20 protein-coding genes are annotated in these 17947 nt (G+C 68.5%); 16 read left to right on the top strand and 4 right to left on the bottom strand.

Annotation, left to right across the window (positions count from 1 at the left end; translation table 11 throughout):
• Window position 1: 1 nt before the first annotated feature.
• The 3 genes from priA to MHY20_RS05675 are packed head-to-tail and all read left to right on the top strand — an operon-like array spanning window position 2 to window position 2905.
• Window positions 2-736 (top strand): bifunctional 1-(5-phosphoribosyl)-5-((5-phosphoribosylamino)methylideneamino)imidazole-4-carboxamide isomerase/phosphoribosylanthranilate isomerase PriA, encoded by a 735-nt coding sequence (gene priA, locus MHY20_RS05685; RefSeq protein ID WP_239375549.1) that lies wholly within the window; start codon window positions 2-4, stop codon window positions 734-736.
• A gap of 55 nt (window positions 737-791) precedes the next feature.
• Complete coding sequence (locus MHY20_RS05680; RefSeq protein ID WP_239375547.1) at window positions 792-1562, top strand: SseB family protein; 771 nt, start codon at window positions 792-794, stop codon at window positions 1560-1562.
• Between the two features lie 5 nt (window positions 1563-1567).
• Window positions 1568-2905, top strand: a complete 1338-nt coding sequence (locus MHY20_RS05675; protein WP_239375545.1) for an MFS transporter — start codon at window positions 1568-1570, stop codon at window positions 2903-2905.
• A 9-nt stretch (window positions 2906-2914) separates the two neighbouring features.
• On the opposite strand, the gene MHY20_RS05670 is transcribed toward MHY20_RS05675, so the two are convergent.
• Window positions 2915-3322 (bottom strand): DUF1844 domain-containing protein, encoded by a 408-nt coding sequence (locus MHY20_RS05670; protein ID WP_183373537.1) that lies wholly within the window; start codon window positions 3320-3322, stop codon window positions 2915-2917.
• A 305-nt stretch (window positions 3323-3627) separates the two neighbouring features.
• Between MHY20_RS05670 and infC the strand changes: the two genes are divergently transcribed.
• The 5 genes from infC (at window position 3628) to MHY20_RS05645 (ending at window position 7769) form a co-directional block, all read left to right on the top strand.
• The gene (infC, locus tag MHY20_RS05665) at window positions 3628-4212 is read left to right on the top strand and encodes a translation initiation factor IF-3 (RefSeq protein ID WP_183375214.1); all 585 of its coding nucleotides are present in this window, start codon (window positions 3628-3630) and stop codon (window positions 4210-4212) included.
• A 32-nt stretch (window positions 4213-4244) separates the two neighbouring features.
• Window positions 4245-4439 (top strand): 50S ribosomal protein L35, encoded by a 195-nt coding sequence (gene rpmI / locus MHY20_RS05660; RefSeq protein ID WP_183373538.1) that lies wholly within the window; start codon window positions 4245-4247, stop codon window positions 4437-4439.
• Window positions 4440-4481: 42 nt separating this feature from the next.
• On the top strand, window positions 4482-4862 hold the full coding sequence (gene rplT / locus MHY20_RS05655; protein ID WP_183373539.1) for a 50S ribosomal protein L20: 381 nt from the start codon (window positions 4482-4484) through the stop codon (window positions 4860-4862).
• 45 nt (window positions 4863-4907) lie between these two features.
• Window positions 4908-5738 carry an RNA methyltransferase gene (locus tag MHY20_RS05650; protein WP_239375541.1) on the top strand — a complete coding sequence of 277 codons (831 nt, stop codon included), beginning with the start codon at window positions 4908-4910 and terminating at the stop codon, window positions 5736-5738.
• Window positions 5739-5819: 81 nt separating this feature from the next.
• Window positions 5820-7769, top strand: a complete 1950-nt coding sequence (locus MHY20_RS05645; RefSeq protein ID WP_239375540.1) for a cytochrome c oxidase assembly protein — start codon at window positions 5820-5822, stop codon at window positions 7767-7769.
• Between the two features lie 58 nt (window positions 7770-7827).
• Here MHY20_RS05645 and MHY20_RS05640 read toward each other — a convergent pair whose 3' ends face one another.
• Window positions 7828-8895 (bottom strand): bile acid:sodium symporter family protein, encoded by a 1068-nt coding sequence (locus MHY20_RS05640; RefSeq protein WP_239375538.1) that lies wholly within the window; start codon window positions 8893-8895, stop codon window positions 7828-7830.
• 197 nt (window positions 8896-9092) lie between these two features.
• On the opposite strand from MHY20_RS05640, the gene MHY20_RS05635 reads away from it, so the two are divergent.
• From MHY20_RS05635 to MHY20_RS05615, 5 genes are all read left to right on the top strand, one after another.
• Window positions 9093-9329: a hypothetical protein gene (locus MHY20_RS05635; protein WP_239375536.1), complete on the top strand. Its 237-nt coding sequence runs from the start codon at window positions 9093-9095 to the stop codon at window positions 9327-9329.
• Window positions 9330-9453: 124 nt separating this feature from the next.
• The gene (locus MHY20_RS05630) at window positions 9454-10209 is read left to right on the top strand and encodes an ABC transporter ATP-binding protein (protein WP_239375534.1); all 756 of its coding nucleotides are present in this window, start codon (window positions 9454-9456) and stop codon (window positions 10207-10209) included.
• Window positions 10190-11746: a hypothetical protein gene (locus tag MHY20_RS05625; RefSeq protein WP_239375532.1), complete on the top strand. Its 1557-nt coding sequence runs from the start codon at window positions 10190-10192 to the stop codon at window positions 11744-11746. Before MHY20_RS05630 ends, MHY20_RS05625 begins: the two co-directional genes overlap by 20 nt.
• Entirely contained in the window at window positions 11640-12089 is a 450-nt protein-coding gene (locus tag MHY20_RS05620; protein WP_239375530.1) for a hypothetical protein, read from the top strand. Before MHY20_RS05625 ends, MHY20_RS05620 begins: the two co-directional genes overlap by 107 nt.
• A complete protein-coding gene (locus MHY20_RS05615) occupies window positions 12086-12601 on the top strand; it encodes a hypothetical protein (protein WP_239375528.1) in 516 nt (171 codons plus the stop codon). The genes MHY20_RS05620 and MHY20_RS05615 overlap by 4 nt, the downstream gene beginning before the upstream one ends.
• Here the strand turns inward: MHY20_RS05615 and MHY20_RS05610 are convergent.
• A complete protein-coding gene (locus MHY20_RS05610; RefSeq protein WP_239375527.1) occupies window positions 12589-13275 on the bottom strand; it encodes a response regulator transcription factor in 687 nt (228 codons plus the stop codon). The two genes, MHY20_RS05615 and MHY20_RS05610, sit on opposite strands and share 13 nt — an antisense overlap.
• Window positions 13276-13411: 136 nt before the next feature.
• On the opposite strand from MHY20_RS05610, the gene MHY20_RS05605 reads away from it, so the two are divergent.
• Window positions 13412-13600: a hypothetical protein gene (locus MHY20_RS05605; protein ID WP_239375525.1), complete on the top strand. Its 189-nt coding sequence runs from the start codon at window positions 13412-13414 to the stop codon at window positions 13598-13600.
• A 20-nt stretch (window positions 13601-13620) separates the two neighbouring features.
• Complete coding sequence (locus MHY20_RS05600; protein WP_239375523.1) at window positions 13621-14811, top strand: histidine kinase; 1191 nt, start codon at window positions 13621-13623, stop codon at window positions 14809-14811.
• A 34-nt stretch (window positions 14812-14845) separates the two neighbouring features.
• On the opposite strand, the gene MHY20_RS05595 is transcribed toward MHY20_RS05600, so the two are convergent.
• Entirely contained in the window at window positions 14846-15790 is a 945-nt protein-coding gene (locus MHY20_RS05595; protein WP_239375521.1) for an ornithine cyclodeaminase, read from the bottom strand.
• Window positions 15791-15919: 129 nt separating this feature from the next.
• Between MHY20_RS05595 and MHY20_RS05590 the strand changes: the two genes are divergently transcribed.
• On the top strand, window positions 15920-17932 hold the full coding sequence (locus MHY20_RS05590) for a hypothetical protein (protein WP_239375519.1): 2013 nt from the start codon (window positions 15920-15922) through the stop codon (window positions 17930-17932).
• The last annotated feature ends 15 nt before the right edge of the window (window positions 17933-17947 follow it).

The following is a 17947-nucleotide window of genomic DNA, read 5'->3' as shown; positions in this document are numbered from 1 at the left end:
CGTGTCCGATTCCCTGATCCTCCTTCCCGCTGTTGACGTCGCCGGAGGGCAGGCCGTCCGCCTCGTCCGCGGTGAAGCCGGCACCGAAACGGTCTACGGCGCCCCCGTCGACGCCGCCCTCTCTTTCCAGCGCCAGGGCGCATCCTGGCTGCACCTCGTGGACCTCGACGCCGCATTCGGCCGCGGCTCCAACGCAGAACTGCTGGAGAAGGTCGTCTCCGAGGTGGACATGAACGTGGAGATGTCCGGCGGCATCCGCGACGACGCCACCCTTGAGCGCGCCCTCGCCACCGGCTGCCGCCGCATCAACCTCGGCACCGCGGCCCTGGAGAACCCCGAGTGGACGGCCGAGGTCATCAAGGAGTACGGCGACCGCGTCGCCGTGGGCCTCGATGTGCGCGGCACCACCCTCGCCGCCCGCGGCTGGACCCGCGAGGGCGGCGAGCTGTTCGAGACCATCGAGCGCCTCAACGAAGCCGGCTGCGCGCGCTATGTGGTCACCGATGTCGCCACCGACGGCATGCTCAGCGGCCCGAACCTCGACCTCATGCGCCGGGTGTGCGAACGGACCGATGCCGCCGTCATCGCCTCCGGCGGCGTCTCCAGTCTCGACGACCTGAAGGCGCTGCGCGACCTCGTGGAGATCGGTGTGGAGGGCGCGATCGTCGGCAAGGCGCTGTACGCGCAGAACTTCACCCTGGAGCAGGCGATCGAGGTGGCCGGCGATCAGCACTGAGCAGCCCCGCCGCGACCAGCCTGACTCATCGGCGCTGCCGGAGCAGGCGGACCAGGTGCGCCGCACGCTGCCCGCCCACTTCACCCAGAAGTCGCATCTGACCGACACCGCTGGCGTGCCGTGGAAGGGGCGCGACTACACCGTCTCCCCGTTCCCCACGGACACGGGCGGCCAGGATCCCCGCATCGCCGCTGCGCTCGCCGCCGTCGACGCGGGGGAGGACCCCCACCATGAGGCGCTCGTGGCGGCGCTGCGCGGGCAGCGGGTGATGGTGCCGATCACCGCGATCGCCACCGACACCGAGGTCACGGCCGACGGGCTCGTCGCCGACAACGCCTCCGACATGGCCGTGGTGAAGATCCAGGCCGGCACTGACATCGCCCTGCCGATCTTCACCGGCACCGAGCAGCTCACCGCGTGGCGCCCGGAGGCGCGGCCCGTGCCGATGGTGATCGAGCAGGCGGCGCAGGCCGCAGTCGCCGAAGGCTGCACCATGCTGATCGTGGACATGGGACGGCCCCGCCCCGTGGTCCTGACCCGCTCTGCACTGTGGGCGCTCGGTCAGGACCGTCCCTGGACCCCGCCGCACGCCGACGACGCTGTGATCAGCGAGATGCGCGGCGCACTGCTGGGAACGGTCCCGCATCTGCGGGATGTGCACCTGCGTCCGCATCCCGAGCGCGAAGTGGACGTGGTGCTGGTGCTGGAGCCGGGGCTGCGCCGCGAGGACCTGCAGGCGATCCTCGGCGGCATCCAGCAGATCCTGGCGTCTTCGCAGCTGATCGCCGAAAGGGTGACCTCGCTGAAGCTGACCGTGACAGGCTGAGGGGTATGAACCTCAGCGCATACAAGGCGGTCCTCGCCCAGCCGAAAGCAGCATCGATCTTCCTGCTGGGGTTCCTGGCGCGCTTCCCGTTCTCCACCACGGGCCTGCTGCTGACCCTGCACTGTGTGCTGACCCTGCACGTGTCGTTCACGCAGGCGGGTCTGCTGGTCACCGCCGCCACCCTCGGTGCCGCGATCTCGGCGCCGTGGCGCGGCCGCCTCCTCGACAAGCAGGGCCTGCGCCGCACTCTGGTGCCGCCGATCATCGTCAACGGCATCGTGTGGATGACCGTGCCGTGGCTGCCGTACGCCGGGGTGCTGCCGCTGGTGTTCCTCGGCGGCCTGTTCTCCATCCCCGTGTTCTCCATCGTCCGCACCTCCCTCGCCGTGATCGTGCCGGCGAGGATGCGGCGCACCGCGTTCGCCCTCGACTCCGTGTTCACCGAGTTCGTGTTCATGACGGGGCCGGCGCTCGCCACCGTCCTGGTGTACTCCGCGGGGTCGCGCCCCACGATGATCCTCGTGGGGGTGCTGATCGTGGCGGCCGGGCTCGGGCTGATGGTGGTGGACCCGCCGCTGCGCACCGACCAGATCATGCTGCCCACGCACCTGTCGGAGCCGCTGGAGACCGCGGAGGCGGCCGCGGCCGCCCACACCGGCGAGTACAACGAACGCCGCGTCTTCGAGGACACGCAGACCGGCGCGATCCCCGTGGTGGGGGACCCGGCGCAGGAGCAGGCGAAGAGCGCGGCCCGCACCGCCCTGCTCAGCTGGGGCGGCATCTCGATCCTGGTGTCCACCGCGGTCGGCTCCATGCTGCTGGTGGCGACCGATGTGGCGTTCGTGGCGCTGCTGCGGGAGATCGGGCAGGAGGGCATGGTGGGCCCGATGGTGTCGATCATGTGCGCCGGCTCCGCGATCGGCGGCATCGTCTACGGCGCGATGAGGACCGACGTGGGCGCCCTGTGGATCCTGCTGCTGATGGGCCTGCTGATCCTGCCGCTGGCGCTCACGCACACCCTGATCCTGCTCATCGTGTTCGCGTTCCTCGCGGGCACCACGATCGCGCCGCTGCTGTCCGCCACGGGTGAGGCGATCGCGCAGAAGGTGCCGGAGGAGGGGCGTTCGGAGGCGATGGGCTGGCACGGCTCATCGCTGACGATCGGCGCCGCGATGGGCGGCCCGATCTTCGGCAGTGTGATCGATGTCTGGGGCGCGAACTGGGGCTTCGGTGCGGCCGGCCTGGTCGCGATCGGCATCGCGGGCGCGGGCCTGATCGCAACGCGCATCCGACGGGTTCGTGTACGGCGCCGGCTCGCCGCGACCGTGCCCGGGCTCAGCTGAACGGGCAGGTCAGCGGACGGGGCCGGTGAACTTCTCGCCCGGCCCCTGGCCCATTTCGTCGGGCACCGGCAGCGCCTCCTGGAACGCCAGCTGCAGGGAGCGCAGACCGTCCCGCAGAGAGCGGGCGTGCTCGTTGCCGAGGTCCGGGGCGCTCGCGGTGATGAGGGCGGCGAGGGCGTTGATGACCTTGCGGGCCTCGTCGAGGTCCTTGTACTGGCCGGTCTCCTCATCCTCCGCCAGGCCCACCTTGATCGCGGCGGCGCTCATCAGGTGGACGGCGGTGGTGGTGATCAGTTCGACTGCGGAGACGTCGGCGATGTCGCGGGTGAAGCCGGAGGCGTCATCGGCGTGCCGGTGGGATGCGCCGTCGGCGCCGGGCTGAGGGGCGCTGCCTGCGCCGGTGTGGTCGGTGCTCATGCGCCCCAGTCTAGGTCGGCGGCACCCGTCGGCCCGCCCGCTGAGCCGGCCGCGCGGCGGTGTGCATCACAGGGTGCTTCAGTTCCTGACGGTTGCTGGTAGAGTTGTCCATCGGAGCACACCTGTTCCCACCAAGTGGAGGCCTACTCCCACCTGGGCGATCGTCACCCGTTTCGGCGGCACAGATCGTCGGGTCAGCGCCCACGGCGCATCGCGAGTCGATGTGCCGTGCGATTCTGAGGCCTCTGCATGAGCAGGGGCCTTTTGCTGTGTGCTCACACCAGAATCGATTGTGAGGAGCAGTCATCAGCGAACAGCGCATCAACGGGCAGATCCGAGTTCCCAAGGTCCTTCTCGTGGGTCCGAACGGCGAGCAGGTCGGTGAAGTCCGCATTGAGGACGCCCTGCGGCTCGCCGCCGAGGCAGACCTCGACCTGGTCGAGGTGGCACCCGGCGCACGCCCGCCGGTCGCCCGCCTCATGGACTACGGCAAGTTCAAGTACGAAGCGAATCTGAAGGCCCGGGAATCCCGGCGGAACCAGGTCAACACCCAGCTGAAGGAAATTCGGATGGGTCTGAAGATCGATACGCATGACTACGAGACCAAGAAGCGCAACGTCGAGAAGTTCCTGTCCGCCGGTGACAAGGTCAAGGTCATGATCCGCTTCCGCGGCCGTGAGCAGTCCCGACCGGAGATGGGCTTCAAGCTGCTGCAGCGGATGGCTGAGGACGTCTCTGAGCTCGGGTTCGTGGAGACGCGCCCCCGCCAGGACGGCCGCACCATGGTGATGGTGATCGGTCCTCACAAGAAGAAGGCTCAGGCACGTGCCGAAGCCCGCAAGCGCAAGAGCGATGCGGAGAAGGCAGCTGCGAAGTCGAACGCCGAGTGACCTCGGCGAGCAACTGAAGGAGAAAAGGCACAATGCCGAAGAACAAGACTCATTCCGGTGCCAAGAAGCGCATCCGCATCACCGGCAAGGGCAAGCTGCAGCGCCAGCGCGCGAACGCCTACCACAAGGCTGAGCACAAGAGCTCGGCCCGCAAGCGCCGCCTCGCCGGCGTGGCCGATGTGGCCAAGGCCGACGTGAAGACCCTCAAGCGCATGCTCGGCCGCTGATCCGGCGCATCGCTCTCAATCTGAACTTCTAAGGAGAACAAAGTGGCACGCGTCAAAAGGTCCGTGAACGCCAAGAAGAAGCGCCGTGAGATCCTCGAAGAGGCCTCCGGCTACCGCGGTCAGCGCTCGCGCCTGTACCGCAAGGCCAAGGAGCAGGTCCTTCACTCGAAGACCTACTCCTTCCAGCACCGTCGCAAGCGCAAGGGCGACTTCCGCCGCCTCTGGATCCAGCGCATCAACGCCGGCGCCCGCGCCAACGGCATGACCTACAACCGCTTCATCCAGGGCCTGAACCTGGCCGGCATCGAGGTCGACCGCCGCATGCTCGCCGAGCTCGCCGTCAACGAGCCCGCTGCCTTCGCCGCCATCGTCGAATCCGCGAAGAACGCCCTGCCCGAGGACGTCAACGCACCCGCAGCCTGATTGCTGCCGCCGATGAGCACCCCAGAACGCCCGGACAGGGCACCAGTGACGTCGACTCGCTCCGATCGAGTCCGCCTGGTCGCCTCACTGTCCGGGCGTTCTGCACGCTCCAAGCACGGACAGTTCCGGGTGGAGGGCCCCCAGGCCGTCCGCTCCCTGCTCGAGGCGCGCGGTGACTGGGCAACCGCCCTGTTCCTCACCGAGGCCGCCCGCACCGACCACCCCGACTTCGTGCGCCTCGCCGCCGAGATCGGCCTGCCCATCACCCCCGTCACCGCCGAAGTGATCACCGCGATGGTCCGCGACCAGGGCCAGCAGTCCGTGGTCAGCCCCCAGGGCGTCATCGCCACCGCCCGCATCGTCGAGACCCCGTGGCTGGAGCTGCTCGAGCGGGCCGCCGGCAGCGGGGGAGAGGCCGACGGATCCCCGGTGACCATCGTCGCCGCCGACCGTCTGCAGGACCCCGGGAATGCCGGTACACTGCTGCGCACAGCCGACGCCTCCGGAGCCGCCGCCGTGTTCTTCGGTGACGGATCCGTGGACCCGTACGCCCCGAAGACCGTCCGCTCCACCGCCGGCAGCCTCTTCCACGTTCCGTTCGCGCGCCGCGTGCCCCTCGCGGACCTGCTCACCGAATGCACCCGTCGGCGCATCACCACCGCCGCCACCAGCGGCTACGCCCACACCAGCCTGTTCAGCACCGACCTGCCCGTCCGCATCGCCTGGCTGATGGGCAACGAAGCGCGCGGCCTCGGCGAGGACCTGCTGCAGCGCGCCGACCTCTCGATCGCGATTCCCCTCTCCGGCCGCGCGGAATCGCTCAACCTCGCCACCGCGGCCGCTCTCTGCCTCTTCGAATCAGCACGCAGACGCTGACTCCGTCGGCCCGTCGGCCACCACCCGGCCGTACCGACACCCACCCCGGTCCCCACAACAGCATTTGGAGGGCTCGATCCCATGCCGGCCATCGGCGCACTGTTCCTTCTCATCGTCATGGTCACCACCGCGGTCGGCCTCGCCGCCACCGGCGCGATCGCCGACACCGCCGCGCTCGGCGTCACCACCGGCCTCATCAAAGGCGGCATGTACCTCGCCATCACCGCCGCGTTCGGCTACGGCTTCACTCTGACGCTGCTGTACCCCGGGGAGGGGCGCACCCGCCGCGCCAAGAAGGGCGACAAGCCGTTCCCGCTCACTGCGGACCAGAACCGCCTGCGCACCGGTGCGCTCCTGGCGAGCCTCGCCACCATCGTCCTCATGGCCGGCACCCTCCTGCTGCGCTACATCGACGCCGCCGGCACCGACTTCTCCCGCCTCGCGTTCTTCGCCTCCAGCACTGACGTCGGCGAGATCAGCGTCAACGGGATCGTCCTGATGGCGATCGCCGCGCTGCTCTTCGCGCTCGGTCGCCGACAGTTCTGGATGGGCTGGGCGATGGCCGCGCTCGTCGCCGCGATCGTCGCGCTCGGCTTCCTCGGCCACGCCGGCGCCTCCATCGACCACAACAACGCCGTCAACGCGATGCTGCTGCACCTGCTCGGCATGGCGCTGTGGCTCGGCCCCCTGCTGGTCCTGGTCCACCTCGCTGCTCGCCGCACTGACGCGGCGGTGATCCGCACCGTGCTGGCGCGGTTCTCCCCGTGGGCCGTGTTCGCCATCGCCTGCCTCGCGTTCTCCGGCCTCGTCAACGGCCTCATCCGCCTGTCCAGCATCAGCGACCTGGTCACCACCGGGTACGGTCTGCTGGTGCTCGCGAAGACGATCGGCCTGGTTGCGATTGCGCTCGCCGGTGCCTCGCAGCGCAGGAAGCTCGTAGCCGATGCCCCGTTCCGCCGCCTCGCGATCGTTGAGATCGCCGTGGCCGCCGCCATCATCGGTCTGTCGATCGCGCTGGGCCGCTCCCAGCCGCCGGTGCCGCAGTTCATCTCCCGCGACAGCGCCGAACTGAAGGTCCTCTCGCTGGTCGGCTTCGAACCGCCCACCGCCCCGTTCGACGTCCCCACCCTGTTCACCCAGTGGCACATCGACTGGCTCGCCCTCGGCTTCTCCCTCACCATCGCCGCGCTGTACATCGCCGGTGTGGTGCGGCTGAAGCGGCGCGGCGATGCCTGGGTGTGGCACCGCACGGCGTTCTTCCTCGCCGGCAGCGCCCTCTTCATCTGGGTGATGAGCGGCGGTCCCGGCACCTACGGCCGCGTCCAGTTCGACGGCCACATGGTGCAGCACATGGCGCTGATGATCATCGTGCCGCCGCTGTGGGTGCTCGGCGCCCCCGTCACGCTGATGTCCCGCGCCGTCACCCCGAGGAGGGACGGGTCCCGCGGCATGCGCGAATGGGTGCTGGCGATCCTCCACTCCAAGTACGGGGACGTGGTGTCCTCCGCGCCCGTGGCCGGGTTCATCTTCGCCGGGTCCCTCGTCGCGTTCTACTTCACGCCCCTGTTCACCTGGGCGATGTTCACGCACGCCGGGCACGCGTTCATGACGATCCACTTCCTGCTGTCCGGGTACCTGTTCGCCTGGGTGATCATCGGTGTGGACCCCTCGCGCCGCCCCATCAACCCGATCCTCAAGCTGGTCACCCTGCTGGTGACGCTGAGCTTCCACGCGTTCTTCGGCCTTGCCGTCATCTCCGCCTCCTGGATCATCGGGGGCGACTGGTACCACGCGCTCGGCATGGCCGATGCCGAGCAGCTGATGTTCTGGCAGAAGCGCGGCGGCTCCATCATGTGGGGCGTGTCCGAAGTGCCGACCCTGCTGTACGCGATCGTGATGACGTGGCAGTGGACCCGCGCGGAGGACCGCACCGCCCGCCAGTACGACCGCAAGGCCGAGCGCGACCAGGGCGCAGAGCTGGAGGCGTACAACGAGTACCTGCGGACGCTGCGGGAGCAGAGCCGCAGCTGATGGCCCGCCCTGGTGCGGCGGTGCTCAGCGGCCGCTGCGGTCAGCGGTGCGGCGGTGCTCAGCAGCCGCTGCGGTCGGCGCTGCGGCGGTAGATCATCGCGAGGATCGCGCCAGAGATGTTGTGCCAGATCGAGAACACCGCGGCTGGAAGTGCGGCGGCCGGGTTCATGTACTGCGCAGCGAGCGTGGCCGCGAGACCCGAGTTCTGCATGCCGACCTCAACGGAGGTGGTGCGGGACGCAGCCTCGCTCTGCTGGGCGAGCTTGGCGGTGCCGTAGCCGAGGAGGTACCCGGCGGCGTTGTGCAGCACCACGGCGGCGAACACGATGAGGCCGGCGCTGACTACGGTGTCGGCGCTGCCCGCCACGACCGCGACCACCACGAGGGAGATTCCGGCGACGGAGATCCACGGCAGGGCCGGCAGAATGCGGTCCACCAGGCGCGGCGCCAACAGGCGGATGAGCAGGCCGCCCACCACCGGAACGAGCACCATCTTCACGATGCTCATGGCCATGGCTGCGGCGTCGACAGGCATGTACGTGCCGGCGAGCCACACGGTGAGCAGCGGGGTGAACAGGGGCGCGAGCAGGGTGGAGATCGAGGTCATCGTCACCGACAGCGCCGTGTCCGCCTTCGCGAGGTAGGAGATGACGTTGGAGCTGGTGCCGCCGGGGGCGCAGCCCACGAGGATGACACCGGCGGCGAGCTCCGGCGGCAGCTGCAGCAACAGGGCCACACCAAGGCCCACCAGCGGCATGATCACGAACTGTGCGAGCACACCGATGAGCACCGGCAAGGGGCGACGCGCCACCAGGGCGAAGTCGGGCAGGGTGAGGGTGAGGCCCATGCCGAACATGATGACGCCGAGGAAGACGGACACCCATGGCGCGAGCGCGAGTCCCACGGGCGGGGCGACGAAGCCGAGGAGGGCGGCGGCGATGATGATCGCGGGGAACACGGTGACGGCGATGCGGGCGGAGCGGTCCTCGCGGGCGCGGGCGGCCGCCGTGGCGCTCCGGGACGCGGGGGAGCCGGGGTCGGTGGGGCCGACGGGGTCGGGATGCGCCGTGGTGCCGCCGGTGGGGCCGACGGAGCGGTCATTGTTCGGGATGGGGTTCGTGGACATGGAGGGAGACTACGTCCCGTGCCCACCATGTGAACGGCGTGTCCGAAGCATGGAAAGCGCGGGCTCCGTCGGCCGACACGGCACGCAGGATGGCCGAACGGACAGGCCATCCGAGTCTTCAGCGGCGACGACCAAATCCGTAGCGTGAATGGTGCGGCCGCAGCCACAACACTTTTCACAAGAAGGATTCTGACGCCATGAATGCAGTCATCCCCGCACCCCTGACCGCCTCACTGTCCGCGCTGTCCGCATCGGTGGACCGTGCGCTCGTCCGCTACGACGCCTGGTACCTCGTGTTCGTCGCCGTGATCCTCGCGCTCGGCGCCACCCTCCTGGCCGGCATGGCCGTGTGGTGCGTCGTCAACCAGAAGGGCACCTTCACCGGCTCATGGCAGTGGGAGAGCGGTGTCAAAGTCAAGATGGAGTGCGCGTGAGCCGGGAATCGGCCCGCTCCCTCTGAGCACCTGACGCTGACGGGTCCTGTCCGAGCACGAGTGACGTCAGGACCCGTCGGCCCCCCTCCTCCCGACCACCGTTCCCGAACCCGCAGGGCGCATCATGACTCTTCGCATCACTGACCTCACCTTCGGCTACACCCCCGTCACCGAAGCGCTTCACGTTCCCTCCCTGCGCGTGGACGCCGGTGAGATCTGCGGACTGATCGGCCCCAACGGCTCAGGGAAGTCCACCCTGGTGAACCTCATCGGCGATGCCCTCGCGCCCCGCACAGGCGCCATCACCGTCAACGGCGCCGACCACGCCTCCAGCGCAGGCCGCGACGACCTCATCGTCCTGTCCAGCAACGAGATCCTCCCGGAGTTCCTCCGCGGCCTCGAGTACATCGAACTGCTCCACCGCATGCACCGCATTCCACTCGACGAGAAGCGTATGGACGCCCTGTTCGAGCGCTACGCCATGGCGGGGCGCCAGCGTGACCTCGTGGAGGACTACTCCCACGGGATGCGCAAGAAGCTGCAGCTCATCGGTGCCCTCATGCTGCAGCGCCCTCTCACCCTCATCGACGAGACCCTCAATGGCGTGGACCTCGACTCCCTGTTCCATGCACGCGAGGACCTCCGCGCCCTCGCCGACGCCGGCAGCGCGATCCTTCTGGTCAGTCATGACTTCCCCCTGCTGGAATCGAGCGCTGAGCGGCTCGTGCTGCTGCGCTCCGGCTTCCTGGAACTGGACCGGCCCATGCCGGATGTGCGCCGCGAGTTTGGCAGCGTGGAAGCACTCGCCCGCACCGCCGTGCTCGCAGCTGATCAGGACGAGCAGCGGGAAGGGGCAGCAGATGCACCCCTCAGCCGCTGAACGCCCCGCCGGACCGGCACTGCGGATCCGCCTGGTGCTGCTGCTCGCCCAGTTCTACGCCCGCTTCATGGTGCGCCGCGTCGTCGCGACTGGGCTGATGGCGAACCCGTCGGCCCGTTGGGGGACGATCCTCACGGGCCTTGCCCTCGTCGCTGTCATGACGGTGGGCGCGTCCCTGTTCCTTCGGCAGATGGCGGGGGCCGACGGGTTCCTGCCCCTCCTGATGGACCTCACCAGCATTTCCATCATCCTGTGGGTCATCATCGCCTTCGCCGTGGTGAAGCTCCTGTTCTCCCGCAGTGCCGGTGTGCTCCGGACGTCTGCGCAGTTGCCGGTGACGGCGAAGGAGCGCGCTGCCGCGCTCATGGTGGTCGAAGCAGGCTTCGTCGCCGCGATCGTCACTGCGGTAACGTTCTCCGGCACCGCCCCCGCCCTCGTCCTGTTCGGGCTCGACGCGGTGGGGCGCGTCCTCACCGGCGTGGTCCTGCCCGCCGCGCTCACCTACCTACTGCTCAACAGTCTGTTCTGCGCGGGCGAGCGGGCTCTGACGGCTCTGGGCTTCGGCCGGCTGAGGGTCCTCATCCTGCTGGTTGTGGTGCTCGGCATGTCGGCCCTGTACTACACCACGGTTCTGCGTCAGACAGTTGCCGTGGCGAACGCGTACACAACTGGGGAGCGCGTGATCGTGGCTCCCGCTGCACTGTCGGCGCTGGCTGATGCGGCGGGATACCCGCTCGCTATCCTCGCCGGCGCGGCGGGGTGCGCGCTGCTGGCCGCACTGTGCCTGGTGCTGTCACCGCGCACCAGGGTGCCGTCCGGCCGGTTCGTTCCGGTGCCCCTCGGCTCGTTCGAGAACGCGTCCGCGGCGCGCATCTTCGCCGCCGCCACGGTCCGCTCGGTGGAGGGACAGCTCGCGATCCTGCTCGGCCTCGCCGCTGGCGCCGCCCTTGCGGTCTCCGGTGCCCCGCCTCTGCTCGGCATGGGCGCGGTGGTCCTGCAGGGCGTCTACGCCTACGAGGGCACTCGGCGCGCCGCGCCGCTCGTGCTGCGCACCCGTTCCCCGCTGAGGCACGCCGCCGTGCTCCTCGGCAGCCAGGTTCTGGTACTGGCGGTGGCGGCGCTGCCGCTGCTGGTGCTCAGCATCGTCATCGGGCAGAGCCTGCAGACCACGGCCCTCGCAGCGGCCGGCCTGGTCAGCGGCACTGTCGTCACCGTTCTCGTCGGGGTGATGGTTCCCCCGGAGAAGGAGAACCCGTTCTCCGTCCTCGTCGGCTTCTCGGTGGTGCTCGTTGTCGGCGTCGGCTCCGTCCTCATGCTCGGCATTGTCCAGGCACCACCGGCTCTCACAGCTTCCCTGATCGTCATCGCCCTGCCGATCCTCTTCTTCACCACCGCTGCGGGTATCCGCATTATCACGGAAAGGACACGTCATGAAGAAGGCACTCCACATCACCAGCCTGCTGTTCGCCGCGGGAATCCTCACCGCGATCATCACGACCGGGGCGCTCCTGTTCGCCATGTTCTCCACCACGGGTGACCAGCAGAGAACCGAAGCCCTCTTCGGCGGGGTCGTATTCGAAACCCATCCCGGTGCAGCCGGCGGCGTGGAAGCCACGATGGGGATCGAGAACCCGTTCGTGATCCTCGGTGTGTTCGCGGTGTGCCTGCTGTTCTGCGTTCTCTTCGATCGGATCGTGCGGGCCCTCGACCGACGCCGGCGATACCTCCTGCAGCAGCAGAGCAGTGACGCACACGGCCGCGCGGACGGCACCGATGCGACGGCACCGCACCCGGATTCGGTGCATGCGCCCCGCTCCACGGCCCCGGGCCGTCCCGTGGATGCCGGTCGCGCACCATCCACCGGCAGCGCCCGGGCATGACCGCCGCCGTGCGCGCCGCGGCGCGCACCGCCGGGGCTGTTCTGCGGCATGCCCTTGCAGCGGGGGCGCCGCTGGCGCTTCTCCTGGTCGCGGCCGGACTCTGGTGGGCTGCGACGGGCGATGTGGGGGTCCTGCGCGCGGTCGGTTCTGTGGCGCAGCTGTTCGCTTTCGCGGTGGCGGCACCGTTCGCTCTGCACGAGGCGGCGCATGCGGCCGCGCTGGCGTGGGGGCGTTCGCCGGACGCACTCCAAGTTGAGGCTCGCCTGCTGCGAGTGTCGGTGCGGCCGACGGGACCGCTCACTGCGGGCAGGGCCCTGGTGACGGCCTGTGCCGGTCCGTGCGCGACGGCCGCTGGGGGAGTGGTGCTGATCGTCGCCGGGGCACCCGGGGTTATTGGGGTCCTGTGGCTGGCGCACCTGCTGATGCTGGTGCCGCCGTTCGGTGATGGTGCCTCAGCTGTGACGGCGGTGCGGGTGGCCAGTCGTGCGCGTCGGGCGGTTCAGGCGCCGTAGCGCGATGAGTCGGGGTTCGCGAGCGAGGGCGTCACCAGGCCCAGTTCAACCGCGCGCACGAGCAGCTGGAGGCGGTCCCGCACCCCGAGCCGGTCATAGGCGCGCGCCAGGTACTGCTTCACCGCACCTTCGGACAAAAACAGGTCAGCGGCGATCTCCCTATTGTTGAGCCCCCGCGCCAGCAGGCGGATCACATCCATCTCGCGGTCGGTGAGCCGCGGTGCCGTGCCAGGCTGCGGCGCGGGCGGGGCCGACGGGAACTGGACGGCGTGATGAGCCAGCAGCTCCACCACGCTGGGTGCCAGCACCATCGTGTCGTCCATGACAGAGGTGACGGCGTCCACGATGAACTCGGGTGAGGAGTCCTTCGCCAGGTAGCCGGAGGCGCCGGCCCGCAGCGCCGGCAGCACCCAGTCCATGTCCACGAACGTGGTGATGGCGACGCAACGAATACCGAGCTCCCTGGAGATGACGCTGATCGCGTCGATCCCATTCATCACCGGCATGTCCAGGTCGATCAGCGCCACATCGGGAGTGTGCTCGCGGCACAGGTCGATCGCCTCGGCCCCGTCGGCTCCCGAGGCGACAGTGCGCACCTCCTCGGAGGCGTCCAGAAGGTCCCCCAGGGCGCGGCGCATCAGCGGCTGATCGTCCGCAACAACAGCTCGGATCATGGCTCCAACCCTACCGGCGGGCCGGACATCGGCGGAGGGGGCCGACGGGGCCCGCCGCAAATATAGCCGAACGGCCATCCGCCTCGCTGGCCGAACGGGCATTCCTCACCGGGTCCGCTCTGACTACCGTGATCGCATGACCCATATGATCACTTCTCTCGCCCTTGCTGTCAGTGCTGTCGCATCCCCCACCCTGCCGGCAGCTCCGTCGACCAGCATTCCTGCCGCTGCAGCCGTCGGCGCGGCCGCCCGTCATGTGCCCACGGGACCCGTGACCGACGCCTTCTGCACGCTCCTGCCGGAGAAGTACCGCCGCTACTGCTGACGCGTGCTAGCGTCGAGCGCATGACCGAGGGGGCAGGGTTCACGGGGAGACGCGCCGGAGCGCTGATGCGCGTTGGGGTCCTCATCTTCTCCGTGTTCCTGGTCATCGACCACCTTGTGGGGCTCGGCCCGATCGGCCGCGCCGACATCATCGGCGTGCTCGGCCTCATCCTCATTGCAGCGGGCTTCTGCCTCGCTGCGTGGGGCCGCAGCACCGTTGGTCTGGCGTCCCTCCTGGTCGGCGCTGCGATCCTGCTGCTGACCACCAACCGGCTTCTGCTGGTGGTGTATCTGCTGGGCGTCGGCATCGTGATCCTCGCGGTCCGAGCGCCGTGGCGCGTCCTCGCTGTCGGCATGGGATGCATCGCCGCCGGAGTCGCTGCGGTCGCGATGGGGAACCCTGCTGACGTCCGCTCAGCGGTCCTCGCCGCGTCCCTGCTCGTCCTTGCGCCCGCCGCCCTGATCGCCGTGCTGATCTCCATGGTGCGCGCGCGGGTCATGGCAGCGGAGAGGACTCAGCGCGACCACCAGCAGCGTGTACAGGATGCTCGGGATGCGGAGCGTCGCGCGATCGCTCGCGACATGCACGACACCGTTGCTCATCAGATGACCGCGGCGTCCCTTGTATCGGGCTCTCGCCTCAAGTCCCAGGATCCGGAGCAGCTGCGCGAGGCGCTGCGAGAGGTGAACGAGCGGTCCCGTGCGGCGCTCGCGGAACTGCGAGTCATGCTGGCCGCGCTGCGCGACCCTCTGGATGATCCGGTGAGGTTCAACCCGCCGCAGCGGGCTGCGCGCACCGCCAGCACGGCGGATGCTCTCGAATCCCACACCTCCTGGCTCGGCACCCTCGGTCACCGAGTCGAGGTGCACGGCCGTCCGGTCGCCTTCGGGCCGCTCTTGGACTCTGCGGAGACAGCCTGCTCCCTATTCCTGCAGGAGGCGCTGACGAATGCCGGCAAGTACGCCGCCACCTCGGAGCCGATCGTCGTGGAGTTCATCGACGGCGGCGGCTTCATCAGAATCGTCGTCACGTCGGCGATGCCTGTGCGGAGCCGACGGGTCGATGAGTCCCTCAGCTCCGGGTACGGTCTGGTGGCGATCCGGCAGCGCGTCCACACGCTCGGTGGCCGTGCGGCGGCCGGTGCGCAGAACGATCACTGGGTGATGAGCATGAGCCTGCCGACCCACCTGTCCCGGATCGACGCCTCCTGATCAGCCTCGATCGAGGCACTGGCGGCGCTGCTCCTCAGACGCCGGCGGCGCGGGCGACGGCATCCGCGATCAGCAGGTCTCCCATCGCGGAACCGAGGTTCTGCACCACCACGAGCCCATCCGGTCGGCCCTTCTGCAGCCACTCGCCCGTGTATGCGGTTGCCTGCGGGTAGTCCGTTCCGAGCTTCATTGCGCGCAGCGTCTCGAACTGCTCGGGGTCGTCGGCGGCGAGGCTCGCCCGCTGTGCGACGGCACGGCCCGCCACCGATGCGTAGTCGAGCGGCAGCAGGGTGGCGTCAGCCTGGATCTCTGCGGGGTCGAGCTCGGAGCCTCGCAGCCCGATCGGGAGGCCGGAGACGATCACGCCGGCGTCGCGCACCGCGGCGGCACGGTCGGTGGTGGTGCGGATCTCGAGGTCGGGGACGTGCTCGGTCGCCCACTGTTCGAATTCGGTGAGGGCTTCGGTCCGACGGGCCCACAGTGTGAGCGGGCCCCGGGCCGTGCGGCCCTGTTCGCGGTCGCGGGCAGCGAGTGCGTCGATGACGCGGGCGTGGGAGCGTGCCTGCACACCGGCGCCGATGAACGTGATGGGGCGGTCGTCGAGCGCGAGGGTGGCGCCGGTGACGGCTGCGGTGCGCAGTGCGGTCAGCTCACCCGCGTCCATGGTGCAGCGGTTCGCGCCGGTGGCGCCGTCGGAGAGCACCATGATGCCGCCGGTCATCGGCCGTCCCTGGGGCGGGTTGGAGGGGGTGATCGTCACCCATTTGATGCCGAGCAGGCCGCGCTCGGGCCAGGACGCCGGCATGGCGTTGGCGAACCCGTCGGCGGTGTCGCCGCCGACATCGTGCGTGACCTGGGTCTTCGGCACAACGGAGCCCTCACCGTTCGCCAGCGCGATCAGCGCCTCGCGCATCAGATCGATCGATTCGGCGGGGGAGGGGAGGAGCTCACGGACCTGGGCGTCAGAGAAATGCTGCATGCCTCCACCGTAACGACGACTCCGGTGTCTGAACCGAACTGCCCAGATCTGGTCGGTTCGCCTGCGTTGGACTCTGGAAGCCCGTAATGTGCCAAGTGCCCCCTGACAAGCGAGCGAAAGCTGAGCCCAGTGATCGAGCAGGCAGAAGACACCCGATCCGGTCGAATCCTGAACTACGACCACGCATCGATCACTCGAGACGCGGTCAGAGAAGAAATCCGAGACTGGCGACTTGCAACGTTCTCGGTAGCATTGCCGATTCCCGACGGGTGGTGCCAACGCGACGAGGAAGGGGGAGACCTCTTCGTTGATCTGTCATACGGAGACAGTGGGTGGATCTCCGAACGCTACCGCGGCTTGGGAAAGGTCGACCTCTACGACCTGGAGCATGAAGTCTCCGAGGCCGAAGCAACCAGCATGGCGCCAGCCGGAACCAAGGGAGCACTCAGTGCGTACATGCAGGCCTTCCCCTCTAGTCCGGAAAACCGTTTCGGCGCGCTGATGGGTGGGGCTGTGCACCAGCCGCCAACCATTCCTTACGAAACTCCGGCCGTTGAACGAGAAGCCCAGTCCTCCTGCTTCACCCTCTACCCGGACCCAGCCGTTTCGGGCTATGCGTTTGATCTGAAGGACGGCGGGAGAATCCAGCTGCGCGCTGCGGAACTTCTCCAATATCGGGAAGCCGAAGCAATTCCGGATCGTCGCATCGTGCACCGGGTCCTCGTGCTCCACGTAGTTGTGGAGCACTGCTCGTCCGCGAGTCTGCAGTCGATTTCGCAGGGCTTGCGCCGTCCCCGGGCCTACGTCGACGTCAACAGGCCCGACGGAATGAAGCCGTTGACCCCGTCGTACCCGAACTCCCTCCACCCCTTGGAGCACTTCTTCGCACTCGTCCAGAACGACCTCGTTGACCATGCCGTCAACCACCAGTCGTTGCGCACCCTGAAGATGAGCCGTGGTGGCTATCTCGAATTGACAAGGTCTGAGTCCCCAGGCCGCGTTGAGGGCGGGACGAGCGCCGAGGCCGTGCCACGCCGAACGAAGCTGGCGACACCTGAGCGGAGCTGCCTGGCCATTCCGGGTTCTGATGTCCCGCCGCCACCGTTCGATCTGCACTTCGATGACGAACGATGCGAATGGTCCGACGCCGAGAAATGGGGGTGGGTGCTGGCGGGCGGACTTGATGAGTTCGCCGAAGTTCTCCCCGCCGGCGCCGACTCCACAGGCGAAGCCGGAACGATCGGGGACTTTCACAGCTGGACGGTGTGGGTCGAAGAAGGCGGAACAGCGTTTGTTCGCCACGACACGAGGGGCACTGTGAAGAAGCTCCACAAGGGGATCGACAAAGCGTACCGAACCGTCGGCGAGACCGTGTTCCTTGTCCTGGCTCAGACCCGGATGGTGGATCTGCTCGTGCTCAATATGCGGGCGTACAGCGCGCTCCAACGGTTTGCGGAAGACCTCGCCGAGATCGACTCGACCGTGTCCGCTGAGGTGGACCCCGGTCCCAGTGGTGCCGAGCATGGCAAAGACGATGAGTCGCGATGGGAGCGGGCGCAGGCGGACCGTCTGCAGAAGCAGATGGACCGGCTGGAGCGCATCGAAGCGGACTTCGTTCTCTTCCGAGACAGGCTGTGGTTCAACTCGATTCCCCGACGCCGAGTCGATACCCAGATCTTCCTCAAGCTGCGAGACCTGATGGGGGTTGATCGCGCCTATGACGACTTCACCGATGAGCTCGAGCTTCGCCACCAGGTGTATTCCACCCAGCACGCTTCCCAACAGATGAAAGATGCGCGCAGGAGAGAGGAAGCACGCCGCCGGTCTGAGGAGAACCGCCAGGCCGAGGCGGAAATCCGTGCAGGGCGCAGTGAACTGTTGAACATCATCATCGGTGTCGTCGGTACAGCCCTTGCGGCTCCAGCTTTTGTGGAGGCGTTCGCTGGTGAACGGTGGGGAGAAGACGAGACCATGGGGTGGTGGGCCGTCGGTGTCACCATCGGGTTGGCTGCCATTGTGGGGCTTGCAGTGTTCTGTCTGGCGCGTTGGCGGCGTCGTCGTCGTGAAGAGAAGGGGCGGCAACAACTCTGCGGCGATGCCAGCGTCAGCAGTACGACACGGAGAAGTGACCCGTTGCCGTGATCTGGCTCTGTCGCC

The organism is Helcobacillus sp. ACRRO (assembly GCF_022347125.1).
Classification (GTDB): Bacteria; Actinomycetota; Actinomycetes; order Actinomycetales; family Dermabacteraceae; genus Helcobacillus; species Helcobacillus massiliensis.
Note: the sequence above shows the minus strand (reverse complement) of the source record. Positions and strands in the feature narration are given on the sequence as shown.

Excerpts from the sequence above, each read along its gene's own strand:
- MHY20_RS05670 (WP_183373537.1), bottom strand. The coding sequence starts at position 3,322 with ATGAGCACCGACCACACCGGCGCAGGCAGCGCCCCTCAGCCCGGCGCC.
- MHY20_RS05640 (WP_239375538.1), bottom strand. The coding sequence starts at position 8,895 with ATGTCCACGAACCCCATCCCGAACAATGACCGCTCCGTCGGCCCCACC.
- MHY20_RS05600 (WP_239375523.1), top strand. The coding sequence starts at position 13,621 with ATGACCGAGGGGGCAGGGTTCACGGGGAGACGCGCCGGAGCGCTGATG.
- MHY20_RS05675 (WP_239375545.1), top strand. The coding sequence starts at position 1,568 with ATGAACCTCAGCGCATACAAGGCGGTCCTCGCCCAGCCGAAAGCAGCA.
- MHY20_RS05615 (WP_239375528.1), top strand. The coding sequence starts at position 12,086 with ATGACCGCCGCCGTGCGCGCCGCGGCGCGCACCGCCGGGGCTGTTCTG.
- MHY20_RS05595 (WP_239375521.1), bottom strand. The coding sequence starts at position 15,790 with ATGCAGCATTTCTCTGACGCCCAGGTCCGTGAGCTCCTCCCCTCCCCC.
- rpmI (WP_183373538.1), top strand. The coding sequence starts at position 4,245 with ATGCCGAAGAACAAGACTCATTCCGGTGCCAAGAAGCGCATCCGCATC.
- MHY20_RS05610 (WP_239375527.1), bottom strand. The coding sequence starts at position 13,275 with ATGATCCGAGCTGTTGTTGCGGACGATCAGCCGCTGATGCGCCGCGCC.
- MHY20_RS05645 (WP_239375540.1), top strand. The coding sequence starts at position 5,820 with ATGCCGGCCATCGGCGCACTGTTCCTTCTCATCGTCATGGTCACCACC.
- MHY20_RS05620 (WP_239375530.1), top strand. The coding sequence starts at position 11,640 with ATGAAGAAGGCACTCCACATCACCAGCCTGCTGTTCGCCGCGGGAATC.
- MHY20_RS05630 (WP_239375534.1), top strand. The coding sequence starts at position 9,454 with ATGACTCTTCGCATCACTGACCTCACCTTCGGCTACACCCCCGTCACC.
- MHY20_RS05605 (WP_239375525.1), top strand. The coding sequence starts at position 13,412 with ATGACCCATATGATCACTTCTCTCGCCCTTGCTGTCAGTGCTGTCGCA.
- MHY20_RS05625 (WP_239375532.1), top strand. The coding sequence starts at position 10,190 with ATGCACCCCTCAGCCGCTGAACGCCCCGCCGGACCGGCACTGCGGATC.
- MHY20_RS05635 (WP_239375536.1), top strand. The coding sequence starts at position 9,093 with ATGAATGCAGTCATCCCCGCACCCCTGACCGCCTCACTGTCCGCGCTG.